This window comes from Pseudonocardia sp. TRM90224 (assembly GCF_021245725.1).
In the GTDB taxonomy this organism is placed as follows: domain Bacteria; phylum Actinomycetota; class Actinomycetes; order Mycobacteriales; family Pseudonocardiaceae; genus Pseudonocardia.
In genome coordinates this window covers 105327-124494 of sequence record NZ_JAJGSX010000024.1, presented here as the reverse complement: position 1 = coordinate 124494, position 19168 = coordinate 105327, and the positions used below count along the sequence as shown (strand labels likewise).

20 protein-coding genes are annotated in these 19168 nt (G+C 73.2%); 13 read left to right on the top strand and 7 right to left on the bottom strand.

Annotated elements, in window-relative coordinates; genetic code table 11:
* Positions 1-17: 17 nt before the first annotated feature.
* Together LL648_RS28320 and LL648_RS28315 are read right to left on the bottom strand one after the other, a co-directional pair.
* The gene (locus LL648_RS28320; RefSeq protein ID WP_232665800.1) at positions 18-689 is read right to left on the bottom strand and encodes a LuxR C-terminal-related transcriptional regulator; all 672 of its coding nucleotides are present in this window, start codon (positions 687-689) and stop codon (positions 18-20) included.
* Positions 614-2410, bottom strand: a complete 1797-nt coding sequence (locus LL648_RS28315) for a sensor histidine kinase (protein WP_232665799.1) — start codon at positions 2408-2410, stop codon at positions 614-616. The genes LL648_RS28320 and LL648_RS28315 overlap by 76 nt, the downstream gene beginning before the upstream one ends.
* Before the next feature lie 132 nt (positions 2411-2542).
* Between LL648_RS28315 and LL648_RS28310 the strand changes: the two genes are divergently transcribed.
* Together LL648_RS28310 and LL648_RS28305 are read left to right on the top strand one after the other, a co-directional pair.
* Complete coding sequence (locus LL648_RS28310) at positions 2543-3136, top strand: class I SAM-dependent methyltransferase (protein WP_232665798.1); 594 nt, start codon at positions 2543-2545, stop codon at positions 3134-3136.
* Complete coding sequence (locus tag LL648_RS28305) at positions 3079-3768, top strand: hypothetical protein (RefSeq protein ID WP_232665797.1); 690 nt, start codon at positions 3079-3081, stop codon at positions 3766-3768. The genes LL648_RS28310 and LL648_RS28305 overlap by 58 nt, the downstream gene beginning before the upstream one ends.
* Here LL648_RS28305 and LL648_RS28300 read toward each other — a convergent pair.
* Positions 3765-4886, bottom strand: coding sequence for a serine hydrolase domain-containing protein (locus LL648_RS28300; RefSeq protein WP_232665796.1), 1122 nt, complete (start codon positions 4884-4886; stop codon positions 3765-3767). The genes LL648_RS28305 and LL648_RS28300 overlap by 4 nt on opposite strands.
* Before the next feature lie 180 nt (positions 4887-5066).
* On the opposite strand from LL648_RS28300, the gene LL648_RS28295 reads away from it, so the two are divergent.
* The 5 genes from LL648_RS28295 to LL648_RS28275 all read left to right on the top strand — a co-directional run bounded on the left by LL648_RS28295 (position 5067) and on the right by LL648_RS28275 (position 9730).
* Positions 5067-5438 carry a hypothetical protein gene (locus LL648_RS28295; RefSeq protein WP_232665795.1) on the top strand — a complete coding sequence of 124 codons (372 nt, stop codon included), beginning with the start codon at positions 5067-5069 and terminating at the stop codon, positions 5436-5438.
* A 69-nt stretch (positions 5439-5507) separates the two neighbouring features.
* The gene (locus LL648_RS28290) at positions 5508-6959 is read left to right on the top strand and encodes a DNA-3-methyladenine glycosylase 2 family protein (RefSeq protein WP_232665794.1); all 1452 of its coding nucleotides are present in this window, start codon (positions 5508-5510) and stop codon (positions 6957-6959) included.
* Positions 6956-7453, top strand: a complete 498-nt coding sequence (locus tag LL648_RS28285) for a methylated-DNA--[protein]-cysteine S-methyltransferase (RefSeq protein ID WP_232665793.1) — start codon at positions 6956-6958, stop codon at positions 7451-7453. Before LL648_RS28290 ends, LL648_RS28285 begins: the two co-directional genes overlap by 4 nt.
* Positions 7454-7616: 163 nt before the next feature.
* Entirely contained in the window at positions 7617-9131 is a 1515-nt protein-coding gene (locus LL648_RS28280; RefSeq protein WP_232665792.1) for a DNA recombination protein RmuC, read from the top strand.
* On the top strand, positions 9128-9730 hold the full coding sequence (locus tag LL648_RS28275; RefSeq protein ID WP_232665791.1) for a DUF6542 domain-containing protein: 603 nt from the start codon (positions 9128-9130) through the stop codon (positions 9728-9730). Before LL648_RS28280 ends, LL648_RS28275 begins: the two co-directional genes overlap by 4 nt.
* On the opposite strand, the gene LL648_RS28270 is transcribed toward LL648_RS28275, so the two are convergent.
* Positions 9642-10625: a 4-hydroxy-3-methylbut-2-enyl diphosphate reductase gene (locus LL648_RS28270; protein WP_232665790.1), complete on the bottom strand. Its 984-nt coding sequence runs from the start codon at positions 10623-10625 to the stop codon at positions 9642-9644. The two genes, LL648_RS28275 and LL648_RS28270, sit on opposite strands and share 89 nt — an antisense overlap.
* Before the next feature lie 172 nt (positions 10626-10797).
* On the opposite strand from LL648_RS28270, the gene LL648_RS28265 reads away from it, so the two are divergent.
* The 3 genes from LL648_RS28265 to LL648_RS28255 are packed head-to-tail and all read left to right on the top strand — an operon-like array spanning position 10798 to position 12796.
* Positions 10798-11328, top strand: coding sequence for a lipid droplet-associated protein (locus LL648_RS28265; protein ID WP_232665789.1), 531 nt, complete (start codon positions 10798-10800; stop codon positions 11326-11328).
* The gene (gene xseA / locus LL648_RS28260; protein WP_232665788.1) at positions 11325-12590 is read left to right on the top strand and encodes an exodeoxyribonuclease VII large subunit; all 1266 of its coding nucleotides are present in this window, start codon (positions 11325-11327) and stop codon (positions 12588-12590) included. The genes LL648_RS28265 and xseA overlap by 4 nt, the downstream gene beginning before the upstream one ends.
* Entirely contained in the window at positions 12587-12796 is a 210-nt protein-coding gene (locus tag LL648_RS28255; protein WP_232665787.1) for an exodeoxyribonuclease VII small subunit, read from the top strand. Before xseA ends, LL648_RS28255 begins: the two co-directional genes overlap by 4 nt.
* Before the next feature lie 79 nt (positions 12797-12875).
* Here LL648_RS28255 and LL648_RS28250 read toward each other — a convergent pair whose 3' ends face one another.
* On the bottom strand, positions 12876-13478 hold the full coding sequence (locus tag LL648_RS28250; RefSeq protein WP_232665786.1) for a DUF4245 domain-containing protein: 603 nt from the start codon (positions 13476-13478) through the stop codon (positions 12876-12878).
* Between the two features lie 107 nt (positions 13479-13585).
* Between LL648_RS28250 and glpX the strand changes: the two genes are divergently transcribed.
* Together glpX and LL648_RS28240 are read left to right on the top strand one after the other, a co-directional pair.
* The gene (glpX, locus tag LL648_RS28245; RefSeq protein ID WP_232665785.1) at positions 13586-14659 is read left to right on the top strand and encodes a class II fructose-bisphosphatase; all 1074 of its coding nucleotides are present in this window, start codon (positions 13586-13588) and stop codon (positions 14657-14659) included.
* A 155-nt stretch (positions 14660-14814) separates the two neighbouring features.
* Positions 14815-15420, top strand: a complete 606-nt coding sequence (locus tag LL648_RS28240; RefSeq protein ID WP_232665784.1) for a L,D-transpeptidase — start codon at positions 14815-14817, stop codon at positions 15418-15420.
* An 86-nt stretch (positions 15421-15506) separates the two neighbouring features.
* Here LL648_RS28240 and LL648_RS28235 read toward each other — a convergent pair whose 3' ends face one another.
* Both LL648_RS28235 and LL648_RS28230 read right to left on the bottom strand, forming a co-directional pair.
* Positions 15507-16439: a helix-turn-helix transcriptional regulator gene (locus LL648_RS28235; protein ID WP_232665783.1), complete on the bottom strand. Its 933-nt coding sequence runs from the start codon at positions 16437-16439 to the stop codon at positions 15507-15509.
* A 19-nt stretch (positions 16440-16458) separates the two neighbouring features.
* Complete coding sequence (locus tag LL648_RS28230; RefSeq protein ID WP_232665782.1) at positions 16459-17625, bottom strand: erythromycin esterase family protein; 1167 nt, start codon at positions 17623-17625, stop codon at positions 16459-16461.
* A gap of 127 nt (positions 17626-17752) precedes the next feature.
* Here LL648_RS28230 and LL648_RS28225 point away from each other — a divergent pair, with 127 nt between their 5' ends.
* The gene (locus tag LL648_RS28225; RefSeq protein ID WP_232665781.1) at positions 17753-19162 is read left to right on the top strand and encodes a class II fumarate hydratase; all 1410 of its coding nucleotides are present in this window, start codon (positions 17753-17755) and stop codon (positions 19160-19162) included.
* The last annotated feature ends 6 nt before the right edge of the window (positions 19163-19168 follow it).

Genomic DNA, 19168 nt, shown 5'->3' with positions numbered 1-19168 from the left:
ACCAGGGTAGTCGTGCCCTACCCGACGGCCTGCAGGTACGTGAGAACAGCCCGCACCCGGCGGTTGTCGTCGCCGGAGACGGGCAGGTCGAGCTTCGCGAAGATGCTGCTGATGTGGTTGCCGACGGCCTTCTCGGAGACGAAGAGCGCCGCCGCGACGGCCGTGTTGGAGCGGCCCTGCGCGATCAGTTCCAGCACCTCCCGCTCGCGCGCGGTGAGCCGCGAGATCGGGTCGGCGCGTCGCCCGAGCAGCTGCCCGATCACCTCGGCGTCCATCGCGGTGCCGCCGGCGGCGACCCGCCGGACCGAGCCGACGAACTCCTCGACGTTGCCGACCCGGTCCTTGAGCAGGTAGCCGACCCCGCCCGCCTGGTCGGCGAGCAGCTCACGCGCGTAGAGCTGCTCGACGTACTGCGAGAGCACCAGCACCGGGAGGCCGGGGATCTCCTTGCGCGCGCCGACCGCGGCGACGAGCCCTTCATCGGTGAACGTCGGCGGCAGCCGCACGTCGACGACGGCGACGTCGGGGCGGTGCCGCAGCAGCGCCTCGCGCAGCGACGGGCCGTTGTCGACGGCCTCCACGACGGCGAACCGGTTGGCCTCCAGCAGCCGGATCAGGCCGTCCCTGAGGAGGACGTGGTCTTCGGCGATGACGACCCTGAGCCGTTGGTGGTCGAGGTCATCAGGCACGGCAGCTCCATCGTGATCTCGGTCGGCCCGCCCGGTGGCGAGTCGAGTCGCAGCGTTCCATCAAAAGCGGCGAGCCTGCGCTCGATCCCGCGCAGGCCGGTGCCGCGCCGCGCGTCGGCGCCGCCGCACCCGTCGTCACCGACGACGACCCGCAACACCCCGGCCTCGTAGGAGGCGCGCAGCCAGCCGCTGGTCGCCGACGCGTGCTTGCCGACGTTGGCCAGCGCCTCCGCGGCCGCGAAGTACATCGCCGACTCGACGGGCGCCTCCGGCCGCCCCGGCAGCGTCACCGAGACGGCCACCGGGACCGGGCAGAGCAGCGCGACGGCTTCGAGTCCGCCGGCGAGGCCGCGGTCGGCGAGCACGGGCGGGTGGATGCCGCGCACGAGGTCGCGCAGCTCGGCGAGCGCCTTCCCGGCGTCGGCGCGCGCCTCCTCCAGCAGCTCGGCGGCCCGGTCGGGGTCGGTGCGCAGCGTCTGCGACGCGAGCCCGAGCGTCATCCCGACGGCGGCCAGCCGGGCCTGCGCGCCGTCGTGCAGGTCGCGCTCGATGCGGCGCAGCTCGGCGGCCTGCGCGTCGACGGTCGCGGCGCGCGATTCGGTGAGCTGCTCCACGCGCTTGGTCAGCGACGCGTGCGGCGGCGCCAGCAGCGCGCGGGCGAGCACCGCGAACAGGTGCACCGTCCACGGGACCATCCACGCGAAGACCGCGGCGATGACCAGCACCGGCAGCATCAGGGTCGAGAGGAACGGGTTGGTCTTGTCGAGCATGTTGCCGACGACTTCGAGCAGTCCGAACGTGATGCTGACCGCGACGGCGCCGAGCGCGGCGTGCCCGGCGAGCCACAGCGCGTCGCGGTAGGTCTGCCGGTCGCCGAGGCAGGCGCGGACGTCGCGGAGCTTCCACCCCGGCGTCGAGGAGTAGTGGCTGGGGATGTCCGTGCCGAGAACCTGGCCCGCCTCCTTGCGGTGCAGGTCGGCGAGCGAGCGGATCGCGTCGAGCGCGCCGCTGACCACCGGGATCCCCAGCCCGAGCACCGGCGTGAGCACGAGCCCGCAGAGCAGCGCGAGCAGCAGCACGAGCGCCACCGCCGCCGTCGAGATGGCGCCGACCAGGCGGGCGGCCGCGGAGAGCCACCGGCTGCGGACGGTCACGCCGTACGTCGTGCTCGCCGTGGGCGCCAGCAGCTCCGGCGGGGCGGGCGGGCCGAGCAGCGAGCGGGCCACCAGCGCGTAGCTGCGCGTGGCCAGCGGAACCCCCCAGACCAGCCCGACCACGCTGAACAGCCAGACCAGCAGGGACGGCCCGCCCGACACGGGGCTGAGCAGCAACGGGACGGCCATCATGAGCAGCGCGCCGACGCCGACGCCGCTGATCGTGAACGCCGCGAGCCAGGCCGCGTCGCGGCCCGTCTGCGGGTCGCGGAGGCAGGCCTTCAGGTCCTGCCGGGTGGGGCCGGGCGCCGCGATGTACGCCGAATGCACCCCGACACCGAGGATCTGGCCGGCCCGCCCGCGATGCTTGTCGGCGAACCAGCGCACGACCCGCAGCGTCGAGGCGGCCGCCGGCAGCGCACGCCGGTTGACCAGCGCGAGCGCCAGCACGCCGAAGAGACCCACGAGGCGGACCAAGGCGCCGGGCACGTCGACGAGCGCGCTGAGCAGCCGGCGGCCCGACAGGGCCCACCTCCGGCCCCACCGCTCCTCGTCCACGCTGCTCACAGGCTCCAGTCTGACCGATCAGCCGGCCGGTGCCGAGGAGGTACCGACCCCGGGCGACCAGGGGGTTACCCCTAGGCGAAATCCGGATCATCCCGCTGGTCCGCTCCCCCGCCAGGCGGAATTCTCCTCGTCATGGCAATCGGAGAGCACCGCGCGTTCCTGCGCAGCGTGCTGCGCAGTCCCGCCGCCGTCGGAGCGCCCGCGCCGACGGGGGCGCCGCTCGCCGCGGCGATCGCCCGTGTCGTGCCGGTCGGGACGGCGAGCACCGTCGTCGAGCTCGGCGCCGGCACGGGCGCGATCTCGCCCGCCATCAGGGCGCGGCTGGCACCGGGGTCGCGCTACGTCGCGGTCGAGATCGACGCCGAGCTCGTCGCGCATCTGGGCACCACGATGCCGTGGCTGGAGGTGCTGCACGGCGACGCCGCCGACCTCGGCGAGCTGCTCCGCAGCGCAGGTGTCGGGCCGGTGGACGCCGTCGTCTCGTCGCTGCCGTGGACGCTGATGCCGCGGGCGACCCAGCAGCGGCTGCTCGCGCAGATCGCCGCGGCGCTCGGCGCGAACGGCGCGTTCGCCACCATCTCGACGCTGACCGCGCTGCCGGCACGGGTCAAGGAGTTCCGATCCGTGCTGGACGCAACGTTCACGCAGGTCGTGGCGACGTCTCCGGTGTGGCGCAACGTTCCGCCGTCGCGGGTGCTCATCTGCCGGAGCCCGCGCTCGTGCTGACGGCGCTGCTCGACACCGCGGCCGGCTGGCCCGCGCACATGGTGCTCGCGATCGCGGGCGGGTTGCTGGCGATCGAGAGCGGCACCGTCTTCGGCTTGGCGCTGCCGGGCACGACGCTGCTGGTCGGGCTCGGGATCTGGGTGCACGTCGCGGGGACGGCGGTCGTCCCGGCGATCGTCGTCGCGGCGGCCGCCACGGTCGCCGGCGCGCATTTCGGCTGGTGGCGGGGCCGGACGGGGGTCGGGCCACTGCGCAGCGGGCCGGCCGGCGCCAGGAACTGGCTGGCCGGCCGAGGTGCCGCCGGCACGGCGGGGCTGGTCGCGATCGGGCACTGGGCGGCAGCCGCCCGACCGATCATGCCGAGGGTCGCGGGCGGCGCGGGCGTGCCGTACCGCGTCGTCGGGCCGATCCTCGTGCTCTCGGGGACGGCATGGGCGGCGGTGATCGTGCTGCTGGGCAACCAGCTCGGGCCCGTCGTCGTCACGCACGCGGCGTGGGTGCCGATCGTGCTCGTCGTGCTGGTCATCGGGGCGCTGGTGCTGCGCCAGCACCGCAAGTTCCCCACCGTTTTGGGCACTTGCGCGCCCGCGGAGCGCGCATCCACCCAAAACGGTGGGGAGATCCGGCGCTAGCGCAGGTGCTTGGCGACCGTGCGCACGACCTCGTCGTAGACGCTGAAGTCGCCGTAGGTGTTGACGTTCTTCATGAGCGCGATGGAGACGCCCGTGGCCAGGTCGGCGTACGCGGCGCAGCCGCCGCTGCCGGCCATGCCGAACACCGTCTGCGACCCCTCGTCGACGCCTAGCCCGTCGCGGGCGTAACCGAGCGCACGTCGCACCGGCATCCCGAAGATCTCGTCGTGCCCCTCGACGATCACCTCGGTCGCCGCCTCCAGCCGGGCAGGAGAGATCAGCCGCACGCTGTCGACATCGTGCATGAGCGCTGCATACATGCGGGCCACCGCGCGGGCGGTCATCGTCGCACCTGCGGGAACGTCGGTCCGCATGATGTCAGCGCGGTTGCCGTACTCGGCGGTCGGCATGCACGCGGGCGGTGCCCAGACCCAGCCGTCGTGCGCGTCGGCGGGCTCGCCGAACGAGATTTCCTCGACCTCCCCCTCGGGCGCAGGCTGCTCCTCGAGCCGCGCCAGCCGCCCGACGTGCTCCGCGGGCACGCCGAAGAACAGCTCGTCCGCCACCCCGAGCGGGCCGGCGACCTCGTCACGCAGCACCTCTGAGATCCGCCGTCCGGTCGCCCGGCGGACGATCTCGCCGATGATCCAGCCGAACGTCTGCGCGTGGTAGCCGGTGCGGGTGCCCGGTTGCCACCACGGCTTCGCGCCGGCGATCAGCGCGCACATCGCGTCCCAGTCGAGGAACGCGTCGGGTGTCAGCTCGACGGGCAGGCCCGGAACGCCGACGCGGTGCGTGAGCGCGTCGGCAACGGTCGCGGTGCCCTTGCCGTTGGCCGCGAACTCCGGCCACAGGTCCGCGATCCGGGTGTCGTAGCCGAGGGCGCCGCGCTCGACGAGCACGTGCACGACGGTCGCGGTGACCCCCTTGCCGGTCGAGGTTGCGAAGAACGGGGTGTCGGACGTGACGGGACGGCCCGTCGTCACGTCCGCGATGCCCGCGACGGCATCGACCACGAGCTGCCCGTCGCGGTAGACGGCGGCCTGCAGACCGCGCTCGGTGCCGCTCTCGACACGCTGGTCGAGCACTGCCTGCACGTCGGATTCGAGTGCGTTCACGGTGGTCAGCTCCCTCTGGTCGGTGACTTTTCACGCGTACCTCGGAGCGGTGCAGCCGATTTCGACATGCCAGCCGAACCCCGCCGATCGGCCCCCTCTACAGTGATGTTCACCCGATCGCGTTGGTCCGAGCGCGTCTCGGCCGGCCCGAAAAGACCAGCCGTCGGAAGGTGATTCTCCTTGCGGTACCCCTCTCGGCTCGTCCTCACCGCCACCGTGTTCGCCATGTTCGTCGCTGGCACGGTCACTGCGGTGAGCCTGCCGGGCGTCGAGGCCGCCCCGCCCGTCTCGGTCCCCGCGTTCGACTCGCAGCCGCTCCCGGAGCAGGCCGCGCCCGCCCCGATCGTCACCGGTCCCCCGGTCAGCGGGAAGCAGCTCGCCGCTGAGGCCATCGCGCCGGCCCGCAAGCGGGTCCAGGCGCTGGTCGACCAGGCCGAGCCGGAGGCCGACGAGGAGGGCGACAACGACCGCACCTCACGCCAGCTGCGCAAGCAGATCCGCCAGGCCTGCGAGGACGGCCGGCTCCGCGGCCTGATCTGCGAAGGCACATAGTCAGACCCGCGAGCATCCGCGTCCGATTCCCGCCAGTGCGGGGTACCGGGCCGTGGCAGTGTCGTTGTTGTGCTGCTCGACCAGGAACGCTGCTACCGCGCCGTCGCCTCGCGTGACGCGCGCTTCGACGGCCACTTCATCACCGCCGTCCGCACGACGGGGATCTACTGCCGCCCGTCCTGCCCCGCGACCACCCCGAAGCGCGCCAACGTCGAGTTCCTCCCCACGGCGGGCGCCGCGCAGCAGCGCGGCTACCGGGCCTGCCGGCGCTGCCTGCCCGACGCCGTCCCCGGCTCGCCCGACTGGAACACGCGCGCCGACATCGCCGCCCGCGCCATGCGACTCATCACCGACGGCGTCGTCGAGCGCGACGGCGTCACCGGTTTGGCGGCCCGGCTCGGCTACTCCGAACGGCACCTCAACCGGGTCCTGACCGCCGAGCTGGGCGCCGGCCCGCTCGCGCTCGCCCGCGCACATCGGGCGCACACCGCGCGCCTGCTGATCGAGACGACGCCGCTCGGGATGGCCGACATCGCGTTCGCGGCGGGTTTCGCCAGCGTGCGGCAGTTCAACGACACCGTGCGCGAGGTGTACGGGGTGCCACCGACGACGCTGCGCACCGAGTCGGGACGGCGTCGGGGCACCGTTCCCGCCGTGGCCGGCACACTGGTGCTGCGGCTGCCGTACCGGCCGCCGTTCGACGCCGCGGGGCTGCTCGCGTTCTTCGCCGCCCGCGCGCTCGACGGCGTCGAGACCGTCACCGAGCACGAGTACCGCCGCACGTTGCGGCTCCCGCACGGCGCCGCGACCGTGACGCTCACGCCGCTCGCCGGCTACGTCGGCGCGACACTGCGCCTCGGCGATCCGCGCGACCTCGGCCCCGCGGTCGCGCGGCTGCGCCGGCTGCTGGACCTCGACGCCGACCCCGTCGCGATCGACGACCTGCTCGGCACCGACCCGGCGTTCGCGCCGTGCGTCGCGGCCGTGCCGGGTATCCGGTTGCCCGGCACCGTCGACGGCACCGAAACGGCGCTGCGGGCGGTACTCGGCCAGCAGGTGTCCGTAGCCGCCGCGCGGACGGCCGGCGCCCGGCTCGCCGCCGCGCTCGGCGAGCGCCTCCCGCCGGCCCTCACCGACGGCCCCGACCTGCTCTTCCCCACCGCGGAGACGATCGCCGCGCGCGGCGCGGAAGTACTGACCGGCCCCGCGACGCGGATCGCGACCGTGCTGCGGATCGCGGAGGAGATCGCCGGCGGCGGGCTCGTGCTCGACGCCGGCCGCGACCCCGCCGACCTGCGCGCGGAGCTCGTCGCGCTGCCCGGCATCGGCCCCTGGACCGCCGGCTACCTGGCCATGCGTGTGCTCGGCGACCCCGATGAGCTGCTCGCGACCGACCTCGGGGTCCGCCGCGGCGCAGCCGCGCTCGGGCTGCCGTCCGAGATCGACACCCTGACCGCACGCGCCGAGAACTGGAAGCCGTGGCGCTCGTACGCTGCCACGCACCTCTGGAGGACGTCATGAACACCGCAACCTGGTCGACCGTAGCGACCCCGATCGGCCCGTTCACCGCGGTCGTCGACGCCGAGGAGCACGTGCTCGCCTCCGGCTGGACGGCGCGGCTCGACGAGCTGCTCCCGCTGATCCACCCCACCCTGCAGCCGGCCGACCTCGCGGAAGGCGATCTCGGCAGCATCGGCGCCGCGATCGTCCGCTACCACGACGGCCACCTCTCCGCGGTCGACGACGTCCCGGTGCGGCAGCGTTCCGGCGCGTTCCGCGAGCACGCCTGGGAGGTGCTGCGGTCGGTCCCGGCCGGCGCGCCGGTGAGCTACGCCGAGTTCGCGGCGAAGGCCGGCCGGCCGAGCGCCGTCCGGGCCGCCGCGGCGGTCTGCGCGAAGAACGCGGCCGCGCTCTTCGTCCCGTGCCACCGCGTGCTGCGCACCGACGGGTCGATCGGCGGCTTCCGCTGGGGCACCGACATCAAGCACAAGCTGCTGGCGCTCGAAGCCGCATAACCGTCGACAACGACGTTCTGGTCGTTGTTAGCGCTCACATTCAGCCAAGACGTCGTTGTCGACGGGACCGCTCGACCATGCGTTCGACCGTTTGGCGCAACGCGGCTTCCGACGCGGCGCGCCTGCCTCCGATCCGGACGGGTTGCGTTGCACGCTTGATCTCGTGGACACCGCCGCCGTCTCCGTACTTCTGATCGGGCTCGCCGTCGGGCTGGCGCTCGGCGCGGGTGTCACATGGGTGCTCGCGTCGTCACGGGCGCGGGCCGCGGCATCCGATGCGGCGCGCGCCGCCGCGGAGGCCTCGGCCATGCTGCGCTCCGACGCCGCCGGGGTGCGGGCCGAGCGGACCGGCCTGCTGGAGCGGCTCGACGCGCTCAGCGAGGCGCACAGCAACGCGGTCGAGCGGCTGCGCAGGGCCGAGTCGGAGGCAGCCGCGGCCGCGGCGGCGCTGCGCAGCGAACGTGAGGCGTCGGTGCACCGCGAGGCGCTCCTGACCAGCCGCGACGCCGAGCTGAAGCAGGCGTTCCAGGCCCTCTCGGCCGACGCGCTCGCGCGCAACAACGAGCAGTTCGTCGCGCTGGCGGAGGGCCGGATCAAGGAGGCGACGGCCGCGCTGCACGCGAAGGCGGAAGGCGACTCGACCGAGCGGGCGCAGGCGTTGGGCAAGCTCCTCGACCCCGTCGCGGCCACGCTGGCGCGGGTCGAGGGCCAGCTGCGCACCGTGGAGAAGGAGCGCGAATCGGCCTACGCAGGGCTGCGCGAGCAGGTCAGCGCGATGAAGCTCAGCTCGGAGCAGCTCCAGACCGAGACGAAGCAGCTGGTCAACGCCCTGCGTGCGCCGCAGGTGCGCGGGCGGTGGGGCGAGCTGCAGCTCGAACGGATCGTCCAGCTCGCCGGGATGGTCGAGCACTGCGACTTCTCGACGCAGGTCACGGGCCAGGGCGAGGACGGCGGCGTGCGCCCCGACATGGTGGTGCACCTGGCCGGTGGCAAGCAGATCGTCGTCGACGCGAAGGTGCCGTTCGCGGCATACCTGGAGGCCGTCGAGAGCAGGGACTCCGCGCACCACACCGAGCGGCTCGCCGCACACGCGCGCCAGCTGCGTCAGCACGTCGACTCGCTCTCGGCGAAGTCGTACTGGGAGGTGTTCACGCCGTCGCCGGAGTTCGTCGTGCTGTTCGTGCCGGGCGACCCGTTCCTGGAGGCGGCGCTGCAGTCCGACCCGTCGCTGATGGAGCACGCGTTCGCGCAGAACGTCGTGATCGCGACGCCGTCGACGCTGATCGCGCTGCTGCGCACCGTCGCGTACAGCTGGCGGCAGGAGGCGCTCGCGCGCAACGCCGCGCAGGTGCACCAGCTGGGCAAGGAGCTGCACGGCCGGCTCGCCACGATGGGCACGCACTTCGCGAAGCTCGGGCGTGGGCTCGACGCCGCCGTCGACAGCTACAACCGCACGGTCTCGTCGCTGGAGGCGCGGGTGCTCGTCAGCGCGCGGAAGCTGACGGAGCTGCAGGTGGCCGACGAGGAGCTGACCGCGCCGGCTCAGGTCGAGCGCGGCGCACGCACGCTCTCCGCCCCGGAACTGGTGGCTTCCGCGGACGATTCCTTGATCGCTTTGCACCAGATCCCCCGGCCTGATCAGCCCGAACCCGGGTCGCGGGCTACCGTGACGGGATGAGCGAGCGCGGGCGCGGGGCGCAGCGGGGCAAGCCGGGTGGCGGCGGCATCCCCGTCGCCGAGCGCTCGCTGCTGCCGACGGTGCCCGGTGTCGCGCCGCTCGTCGCCATCGGAATCGGCGCCGGATTCACCCTGTTGGGGGTTTTCGCCGACATCGCCCGCATCGGGACGCTCGGGCTCGTCTTCACCATTTGCTACGTCGCGGGCTGTGTGCTCGCCGTCGCGTGGGTGCGCCGCGCGGCGATCTTCGGGCCGATGGTGCAGCCACCGCTGCTCCTGGCCGTCGCGGTGCCGATCGTCGTGCTGCTCGCCGGCACGCCCAAACCGGGCGCCGGGGTGGCCGAGCGGCTGCTGGTGATCGGCGCGCCGCTGGTCAACGCGTTCCCGACGATGGCGTGGACCACCGGAGCCGTCGTCCTGATCGGTTCGGTGCGGATGCTGCTGCAGCGCCTGGGCAGCGAGCCGACAGAGCGGGAACGCCCTGATCGGTCTGAACGGGCGGAGCGGGAGGTCAGCTCCCGGAAGCGGTCTCCTGCTCGCGACGAGGAGGACGGAGCTCGCGCGGCAAGGAGAAGACCAGCGTCTCCTCGGCGGTCGTGACCTCCTCGACCGACTCCGGCGCCCACCCGCGCTCGGCGAGGAAGTCGAGCACGCCGCGGACCAGCACCTCCGGCACGGACGCCCCGCTCGTGACACCGACCGTCGTGACGCCTTCGAGCCAGCTCTCGTCGATCTCGCGGGCGAAGTCGATCAGGTAGGACGCGCCGGCGCCGGCTTGCAGCGCGACCTCGACGAGCCGCACCGAGTTCGACGAGTTGCGCGAGCCGACGACCAGCACGAGGTCGCACTGCGGCGCCATCGTCTTGACGGCCACCTGGCGATTCTGCGTGGCGTAGCAGATGTCGTCGCTCGGCGGGTTCTGCAGCGCCGGGAACCGCTCGCGCAGCGCGCGGACCGTCTCCATGGTCTCGTCGACCGACAGCGTCGTCTGCGAGAGCCAGATGACCTTCTCGGGGTCGCGGACCGTCACGTTGGCGACGTCGGCGACCGAATCCACCAGCTGGACGTGCTGCGGCGCCTCGCCTGCCGTGCCTTCGACCTCCTCGTGGCCCTGGTGGCCGACGAGCAGGATGTCGTAGTCCTCGCGGGCGAACCGCTTGGCTTCGTGGTGGACCTTGGTGACCAGCGGGCACGTGGCGTCGATCGTGCGGAGCTGGCGCTCCTTGGCCTGGTCGCGCACCGCCGGTGAGACGCCGTGGGCCGAGAACACGACGAGCGCGCCCTCCGGCACCTCGTCGGTCTCGTCGACGAAGATCGCGCCGCGGGCCTCGAGCGTTTCGACGACGTGCACGTTGTGCACGATCTGCTTGCGCACGTAGACCGGTGCGCCGTGCTGCTCCAGCGCGCGCTCGACGGCCTCCACGGCGCGGTCGACGCCGGCGCAGTACCCGCGCGGGGCGGCCAGCAGTACTCGCTTGCTGCTCGGTGCGGTCATGCCTCCAGCCTACGGGCGCCCCTCCGAACGGGCTTCCGGACGTGACCCGCCGAACTTCCCCACCGTTTTGCCTACCTACATGGGCCCGAGGGTGTGCAGGTTGGCAAAACGGTGGGGAAGTCGGGGCCACCCGGGGCTGCCACCGGCCTCGGAACAGGGGAGACTGTGCTGCATGAAGCCCCTGCCGCTGCCTGTACGGATCGCCGCAGGCCTGGTCGCCACCGCCGTGGAACAGGCCAGGGACCTGCCGAGGATGGTCGTCGAGCTGCCGGTCACCGCGGTCAGCCAGGCGCTGCAGGCCTCGATGCGCGTGCAGCAGAAGGTCACCGAGCTGGCCATCAAGGGCGACCGCGCGCTGGGCACGCTGCGCCCCGCCGAGGAGAAGCCGGCGTGGGCGACGTTCGACGACGAGGTGGACGAGCCGCAGCGCAACGGCTACCCCGCCGTGACGGAGCTGCGCCCCACCCCGACCCCCGCACCTGCGCCGATTCCCACGCCGGTCCCCACGGGCGACGTCGACGCCGGCGGGCCCAACGCGCTGCCCGGCTACGCCGAGCTCACCATCCCGCAGCTGCGCGGCCGGCTGCGCCACCTCAGCCTCGACGACCTGCGCGCGCTGTTGGTCTGGGAGACGTCGCACGAGAACCGCGCCCCGTACGTCACGATGCTGACCAACCGGATCACCACGGTCACGGAGGAGTGACCACCCCTCCCGCGACGTCGCCGGAGCAGCCCTGGCCGGTCCGCACGGTTGCACGGAAGATCGCCGAATGGGTCGACCGGCTCGGCGCGGTGTGGGTCGAGGGCCAGCTCGCGCAGGTGACGGCCCGCCCCGGCACCGGGACGGCGTTCCTCGTGCTGCGCGACCCCGCCGCCGACGTGTCGCTGCAGCTCACCGCCCCCGTCGGGCTGATCCGCGACGGCGGGCCCGCGGTCGCCGAAGGCAACCGGGTCGTCGTGCACGGCAAGCCGTCGTTCTTCCTCGGGCGGGGCACGTTGAGCCTGCGGGTCGACGAGATCAGGGCCGTCGGCATCGGTGAACTGCTCGCGCGCATCGAGCGGCTGCGCAAGCTGCTCGCCGCCGAGGGGCTCTTCGACCCCGCGCGCAAGCGTCGCCTGCCGTTCCTGCCCGGCTGCATCGGGCTGGTCACCGGGCGGGCGTCGGCCGCGGAGCACGACGTCGTCTCGAACGCGACCGCGCGCTGGCCGTCGGTCCGGTTCCGGATCGAGCACACCGCGACGCAGGGCGGGCTGGCCGTCGCACAGATCGTCGACGCGCTCGGCGTGCTCGACCGCGACCCCGAGGTCGACGTCATCGTGCTCGCCCGCGGCGGCGGCAGCGTCGAGGACCTGCTGCCGTTCTCCGACGAGACGCTGTGCCGTGCGGTCGCGGCCTGCCGCACACCGGTCGTCTCGGCGATCGGGCACGAGCCGGACACGCCGCTCGTCGACCACGTCGCCGACGTCCGCTGCTCGACGCCGACCGAGGCCGGCCGCAGGTTGGTGCCGGACCTCGCGGAGGAGACCACCCGCATCGCGGGCCTGCGAGACCGGGCGCGGCGCGCCCTGGCCGGCTGGGTCGACCGCGAGCAACGCCTGCTCACGGCCCTGCGGGCGCGTCCGGTGCTCGCCGACCCGCTGCGGACGCTCGACGCGCACACCGCCGAGGTCGAGCGGCTGCGCGACTCCGCACGTGGCAGCGTCCTGCGCGGGCTGGACCGGCGGAGCACCGACCTGGAGCACGTCCGGGCCCGGCTCGCGACGCTCGGCCCGGCCGCGACGCTGGCCCGCGGCTACGCGATCGTGCAGCGGGTGCCGGCCGACGCGGGCGACACGCTGCCCGTCCTGCGGTCCGTCGACGAGGTCGCGCCGGGTGACACCCTGCGGATCCGGGTCGCCGACGGCGCGGTCACCGCCACGGTGGACCCTGCGCCTCGGACGAAGAAGAAAGCGAGCAAGACATGACCGAACGGCCCGCCGTCGACGGGCTCGGCTACGAGCAGGCCCGCGACGAGCTCGGTGAGGTGGTGCGCGCGCTCGAGACCGGCGGGCTCTCGCTCGACGAGTCGGTGGCGCTGTGGGAGCGGGGCGAGGCGCTCGCGCGCCGGTGCGAGGAGCAGCTCGCCGGCGCCCGCGAACGCGTGCAGAAGGTCCTCGACGCCGCCGAGTAGCCCGAACTTCCCCACCGTTTTGGGTGGATGCGCGCTGAAAACGCGCGCATGTGCCCAAAACGGTGGGGAGGTTTGGTCGTCAGCCCGCCAGCGAGCCCGACGCGGCAGCGGCGGCCAGGGTGCGGTACTCCGCCTCGTTGCCGCTGCCGGTGATCAGCATCCGGATCGGCTTGCTCCCACCGGCCACCTCGGTGATCCAGATCGGTTCCTCCGAGCGCGTGCCGTAGCGCACCCACTGCTGCCCGTCGACGTCGACGACACCCTGGCCGGGCACGGCCTCGGCCCCGGTCTCGACGGCGAGCAGCGCCTCCTCCGTCGTGTCGGCCTGCAACAACCGCAGGTACCGGCCGTCCGGGGTGAGGAAGCCGACCCTGACGACCTTGCCGCCGCTCTCGACCCGGTCGAGCCCGCTCGAGTTCGCGCGCCAGCCGGCCGGCAGCGCCGGCACCCGCAGCTGGAACCCGACGACGGGCGCGAGCCTGCGCAGCTCGGCCGGCGCGTCGACGACGGGCAGCCGGCTGGAGTCGATCGTCGGACCGGTGGGCGAGAACGTGCACGCCCGCGCCAAACCGGCGAGCCCGCCGACGATCAGGACGAGCACACCGATGGCGACGAGCATGTCGCGCACCGACATGGCCGACCGGGACGGCTTCGACGGCGGGGCGGGATCCGGACCACTCACGTGTCCATCGTCTCAGGCATCCTCCGCCGCCGTCCGATCTGTCAGGATCAGGCCAATCCCGGCGTGACCCGATCGGTCACGCCCGCTGCACGCCGAGGAGGCCATCGATGACCACCACGACCGGCAACGGACCAGGCGAACGCCGCCGCGAGGCGCCCGATCGGAACCTCGCGATGGAGCTGGTCAGGGTCACCGAGGCGGCCGCGATGGCGGCGGGCCGCTGGGTCGGGCGCGGCGACAAGAACGGCGGCGACGGCGCGGCGGTCGACGCGATGCGCCAGCTCATCCACACCGTGTCGATGCGCGGGGTCGTCGTGATCGGCGAGGGCGAGAAGGACGAGGCGCCCATGCTGTTCAACGGCGAGGAGGTCGGCAACGGCGAGGGCCCGTGGTGCGACGTGGCCGTCGACCCGATCGACGGCACCACTCTGATGGCGAAGGGCATGCCCAACTCCGTCGCGGTGCTCGCGGTCGCCGAGCGCGGCGCGATGTTCGACCCGTCGGCCGTCTTCTACATGGAGAAGCTTGCCGTCGGTCCGGAAGCCGCCGACGTCATCGACATCACCGTGCCGGTCGCGGAGAACATCCGCCGGATCGCCGCGGCGAAGCACCTCGACGTCACCGACGTCACCGTCTGCGTGCTCGACCGGCCGCGGCACGACGACCTGGTGAAGGAGATCCGCCGCACCGGCGCCCGGATCCACTTCATCTCCGACGGCGACGTCGCCGGCGCGATCTCCGCGGCCCGGCCCAACACCGGTGTCGACCTGCTCTACGGCGTCGGCGGCACCCCCGAGGGGATCATCACCGCCGCTGCCATGAAGTGCATGGGCGGCGCGATGCAGGGCCGATTGTGGCCACGCGACGACGAGGAGCGCGAGAAGGCCATCGCCGCAGGTCACGACCTCGAACGGGTGCTCACGACGGACGATCTGGTCCGCGGCGACAACGTCTTCTTCTGCGCGACCGGCATCACCGACGGCGACCTGCTGCGCGGCGTGCACTACCGCGCGGGCGGCTGCACCACGCAGTCGATCGTGATGCGCTCGAAGTCGGGCACCGTGCGCATGATCGACGGGTACCACCGGCTCACCAAGCTGCGCGAGTACGCGATGGTCGACTTCGACCTCTCCGACGAGCAGCTGTCCGCCGACGAGCACACGGCACCCCCGCTCCCGTGATCGAATCGTGAATGCAGGACCACCCGATCGGGGTTGATCGACGCACGGATTTCACGGATCCTCGAAGGATCCGTACTCACGCGTGACGCGTTGAGCACGGCGCGTCACGATCGGGGGTCGTAATGCGTGCTTTTCGGGTTCTTGCACTCGTTCCCGTGGTAGCCCTCGTCGGCCTGATGAGCGGCGAGGCGGCCGGTGCGGCACCAACCACGGAAGCGCTGGTGGACGTTGCAGCGGATGTAGCGGTGCCGGGGTGGGCGGCGACAGCCGCGCTCGACGTCGCGGCTCCCGCTCCCGCAGCCGTCGCGCCCCCACTACCTGCGGCCCCACTACCTGCGGCCCCGCCTGCCGCGGCAGCCCCGCCTGCGGCCGCCGCCCCCGCCGCCCCGCCCGCCCCGACCCGCGTCGCCGGCACACCGTGCATGAGCACGGCACGGGCGTGCATCGACCTCTCCGACAACAAGACGTGGCTGATCCGCAACGGCGCGATCGAGTACGGCCCCGTGCCGATCACCCACGGCCGCAAGGGCTGGCGCACGCCGCCGGGCACCTTCACGGTGACCTTCAAGAGCAAGAACCACCGCAGCACGATCTTCGACAACGCCCCGATGCCCTACTCCGTGTTCTTCAACGGCGGCATCGCCTTCCACCAGGGCAGCCTGCGCGTGCCGTCGCACGGCTGCGTCCACCTCTCGAAGGGCGCCGCGCAGAAGTACTTCGCGACGCTGAGCCGCGGCGACGTCGTCCAGGTGGTCCGCTAGCCCCAATCTCCCCACCGTTTTGTGCACTTGCGCGCCGTTCGAGCGCGCAGGTGCACAAAACGGTGGGGAAGTTTCAGCGGGACTCCTCAGCGCGCCGCCCGGTCGAGCCGGTCGCGCAGCTCCCGGCAGTAGCCGGTGAACCCCGCCGGCTCCTCGACGCGGAAGTCGATGCCGGCGACGGCGGTCGTGACGGCGAGCCACTCGAACGAGTCGACCCACGTCGTGAGCCGGCAGCGCGTGGCGTCGAGCGGCTCGAGCGTGCCGTCGCGGTCGACGATCCGGTCGGCCACCTGCTCCAGCGGGGCCAGGAACGTGATCACTGCGCGGTGCCGCGGCGCCTTCAAGGCTGCGTCGAGGTACTCCGCCGCCGTCGCGGCAGGCAGCTCGCGTGGCTCGAACCGCTCGCCCGTCGTGCGCGCCGCGCTCATCCGGTCGAGCCGGAACGTGCGCCACTCGGCCCGGTCGAGGTCCCAGGCCAGCAGGTACCAGCGGCGCCGGGAGAGGACCTGCCGGTACGGCTCCACCCGGCGGGCCGAGGATGCGCCGTCACGCGACCGGTAGTCGAACCACATCCGCTCGTGGTTCTGCGCCGCCGCCCCGACCAGCGCGAGCAGGTCGGCCGGCACCGACGGCCCGCCGCCCGCCGTCTCCGTGGTGTGGTGGACGGCGGCCACCTTGCGCCGCAACCGCGCCGGCAGCACCTGCTCCAGCTTGCGCAGCGCACCGTCGCCGGTCTCGTCGCCGGCGTCGGCGACCATCCGCAGCCCCACAGCGACGGCGACGGCCTCGTCGTCGTCGAGCAGCAGCGGTGGCATCGCGGTGCCAGCGACGAGCCGGTAGTGCCCGCCGGGCCCCGGCCGCGTCTCGACGGGGTAGCCGAGCCCGCGCAGCCGCTCCACGTCGCGCCGCAGCGTCCGCGGGCTCGTCGCGAGCCGCTCGGCCAGCTCCGCACCGGCCCATCCGCGGCCGGTCTGCAGCAGCGAGAGCAGCTGCAATGTCCTCCTGCTGACGTCGGCCATGCCGACATCGTGCCGGTGGTCAGGGACGGGCGAGCGGCGTGGTCGGGGTGATCTCCGGGATGCGGACGAGCGCGTCGAACCACTCGTCGAGCGGGCCGGTGGCCATGTGGTGCTCGGTGTCGTGCGCCGAGTCGTAGATCCCGGCGATGATCCGCATCTTGTGCGGGCCGCGCAGCCACTCCGCAACCTGCGGCGGACGGGCCGCGTGCAGGTCGAGCAGGTACGGCTCCGGGGTCTCGCTCAGCACCGCGTCGACGAACTCCGGCGGCGCCGGCGGCACGGTGTCGTAGTGGATGCGGCCGTGGCCGAACCCGATGGCGACGTTCCGGTACGCCGCGCCGAAGTGCGCCCGCAACCGCGACCCGACGCCGCGCAGCTTCTTGCCCATCGCCGGCAGGTCGACGGCGGGCGAGTTCGCGATGTGCGCGATCCCCTCCCAGTAGACGATCTTGTGGCCGGTCCGCTCCTGCACGCCGACCAGCGCTTCGGCGGCAGCGGCCGCGGCCGCGTCGAAGTCGAGCCCGCCGGCGACGCTGTTGGCGTGGAAGTCGACGATCAGGTCGGCGAGCTCGCGCACCCGCGCGCCGATCCGCAGCGCGCCGACCAGCTCCCTCGCCTCCCGCGCGTGCTCGACGAACGGCCGCCCGGGGTGCGTTCCGCGCGCGATCTGCACGTGCTCCCCGACCTCGTGCGCCGTCCTGATCGGCGTGTAGTGCGCGAGCAGCTCGTCGAGCCGGTCCGGCGCGGCCGCGCGCACGTGCCGCGCGACCTCGTCGTAGTCCGCGAGCCGCGCGGCCGGCGGGGTCAGCCCGAAGATCCGGACAGGATCGTCGGGGTGCTCCGCGTTGAACCCGCGGATCCACTCGACGACGTCGAGCAGCTCCTCGTTCTGCCACGGCCGCCACGCGTCGGCGAGCAGCTTGCGCGGGTCGCCCTCCCCGGTGCGGACGTATGCGTCGAGCCCGCCGAAGACCGTCTCGTCGTCCTGTATCGCGAGCGCCCGGAAGCCCTTCTCCGCCACGAGCCGCCGGACGATCCCCTCGGCAGCCCGCATCACCTCGTGCCCCGCCCGCGTCGACTCGCCCATCCCGACGACCACCGCGTCGCCGACCAGCTCGGCGAGCGCGTCGACGGGCCGGGCGTTCGCGGCGATCCAGCGCCGCACCTCGTCCAGTTCGATCACCACTGCGACCACCCCTTTCGAGCCCGACGCTACGAAGAGCGGCAACGCGGCGGCATCTGTCACCTGACCGGTCGTGCGATGGCCCTCACTACCCGGTGCGCTCCGGCCCGGGCCGGAGAAGACTGGCCTCATGGCGAGCGACGACGAGGCCGGCTTCCGCATCGAGCACGACACGATGGGCGAGGTGAAGGTGCCGGCCGACGCGCTCTGGCGGGCGCAGACGCAGCGGGCCGTGGAGAACTTCCCGATCTCCGGACGCGGCCTCGAACGTGCCCAGATCCGCGCGTTGGGGCTGGTCAAGGGCGCCGCGGCGCGCGTGAACGGGCGCATCGGCGTGCTGAAGCCGGAGCTCGCCGACGCCATCGCGGCCGCCGCCGACGAGGTCGCCGCAGGTCAGCACGACGCGCACTTCCCAATCGACGTGTTCCAGACCGGCTCCGGCACCAGCTCCAACATGAACGCGAACGAGGTGATCGCCTCGGTCGCGGCGCGCGCCGGCGTCGAGGTGCACCCGAACGACCACGTCAACGCGTCGCAGTCGTCGAACGACGTCTTCCCGACCACCATCCACCTCGCCGCCACCGAGGCGCTCGCCAACGAGGTCGCGCCCGCGCTCGACCACCTCGCCGCAACGTTGCGCCGCCGCGCCGAGGAGTGGGCCGAGGTCGTCAAGGCGGGGCGCACGCACCTGATGGACGCCGTACCGATCACGTTGGGCCAGGAGGCCGGCGGGTGGGCGACACAGGCCGAGTACGGCGCCGCGCGGGTTCGCGAGGCGCTGCCCCGGCTCGCCCAGCTGCCGATCGGCGGCACGGCGGTCGGCACCGGACTCAACGCGCCGGAGGGGTTCGGTGCGGCGGTCGTCGCCGAGCTGCGCTCCGCGACCGGGCTCGACGTGCTCAGCGAGGCCACCGACCACATCGAGGCGCAGGGCGCCCGCGACGGGCTGGTGGAGGCGTCCGGCGCGCTGCGCACGGTCGCGGTGTCGCTGTTCAAGATCGCCAACGACATCCGCTGGCTCGGCTCCGGGCCGCGCACCGGGCTCGCCGAGCTGCACCTGCCCGACCTGCAGCCGGGCAGCTCGATCATGCCCGGCAAGGTCAACCCCGTGATCTGCGAGGCCACCATGATGGTGGCCGCGCAGGTGATCGGCAACGACGCGACCGTCGCGTTCTCCGGCACGCAGGGCAACCTGCAGCTCAACGTGATGATGCCGGTGATGGCCCGCAACGTGCTGGAGTCGGCGCGGCTGCTCGCGGCGTCGGCGCGGCTGCTCGCCGACAAGGTCGTCGCCGGCGCGACCGCCGACGTCGAGCGGGCCCGCGAGTACGCCGAGTCGTCCCCGTCGGTCGTCACGCCGCTCAACCGCTACCTCGGCTACGAGGAGGCTGCTTCGATCGCGAAGCAGTCGCTCAAAGAGCGCAAGACGATCCGCGAGGTCGTCGTCGAGCGCGGGCACGTCGCCGCCGGGAAGCTCACGGAGGAGCAGCTCGACGCGGCGCTCGACGTGCTGGCGATGGCGCGAGGCGGACGATCCTGAGATTGG

What these genes read in the sequence shown, in the direction of transcription:
- LL648_RS28310 (WP_232665798.1), top strand. Translation starts at nt 2,543, where the DNA reads ATGGCAATCGGAGAGCACCGCGCGTTCCTGCGCAGCGTGCTGCGCAGT.
- LL648_RS28285 (WP_232665793.1), top strand. Translation starts at nt 6,956, where the DNA reads ATGAACACCGCAACCTGGTCGACCGTAGCGACCCCGATCGGCCCGTTC.
- LL648_RS28275 (WP_232665791.1), top strand. Translation starts at nt 9,128, where the DNA reads ATGAGCGAGCGCGGGCGCGGGGCGCAGCGGGGCAAGCCGGGTGGCGGC.
- LL648_RS28270 (WP_232665790.1), bottom strand. Translation starts at nt 10,625, where the DNA reads ATGACCGCACCGAGCAGCAAGCGAGTACTGCTGGCCGCCCCGCGCGGG.
- LL648_RS28265 (WP_232665789.1), top strand. Translation starts at nt 10,798, where the DNA reads ATGAAGCCCCTGCCGCTGCCTGTACGGATCGCCGCAGGCCTGGTCGCC.
- LL648_RS28255 (WP_232665787.1), top strand. Translation starts at nt 12,587, where the DNA reads ATGACCGAACGGCCCGCCGTCGACGGGCTCGGCTACGAGCAGGCCCGC.
- glpX (WP_232665785.1), top strand. Translation starts at nt 13,586, where the DNA reads ATGACCACCACGACCGGCAACGGACCAGGCGAACGCCGCCGCGAGGCG.
- LL648_RS28235 (WP_232665783.1), bottom strand. Translation starts at nt 16,439, where the DNA reads ATGGCCGACGTCAGCAGGAGGACATTGCAGCTGCTCTCGCTGCTGCAG.
- LL648_RS28225 (WP_232665781.1), top strand. Translation starts at nt 17,753, where the DNA reads ATGGCGAGCGACGACGAGGCCGGCTTCCGCATCGAGCACGACACGATG.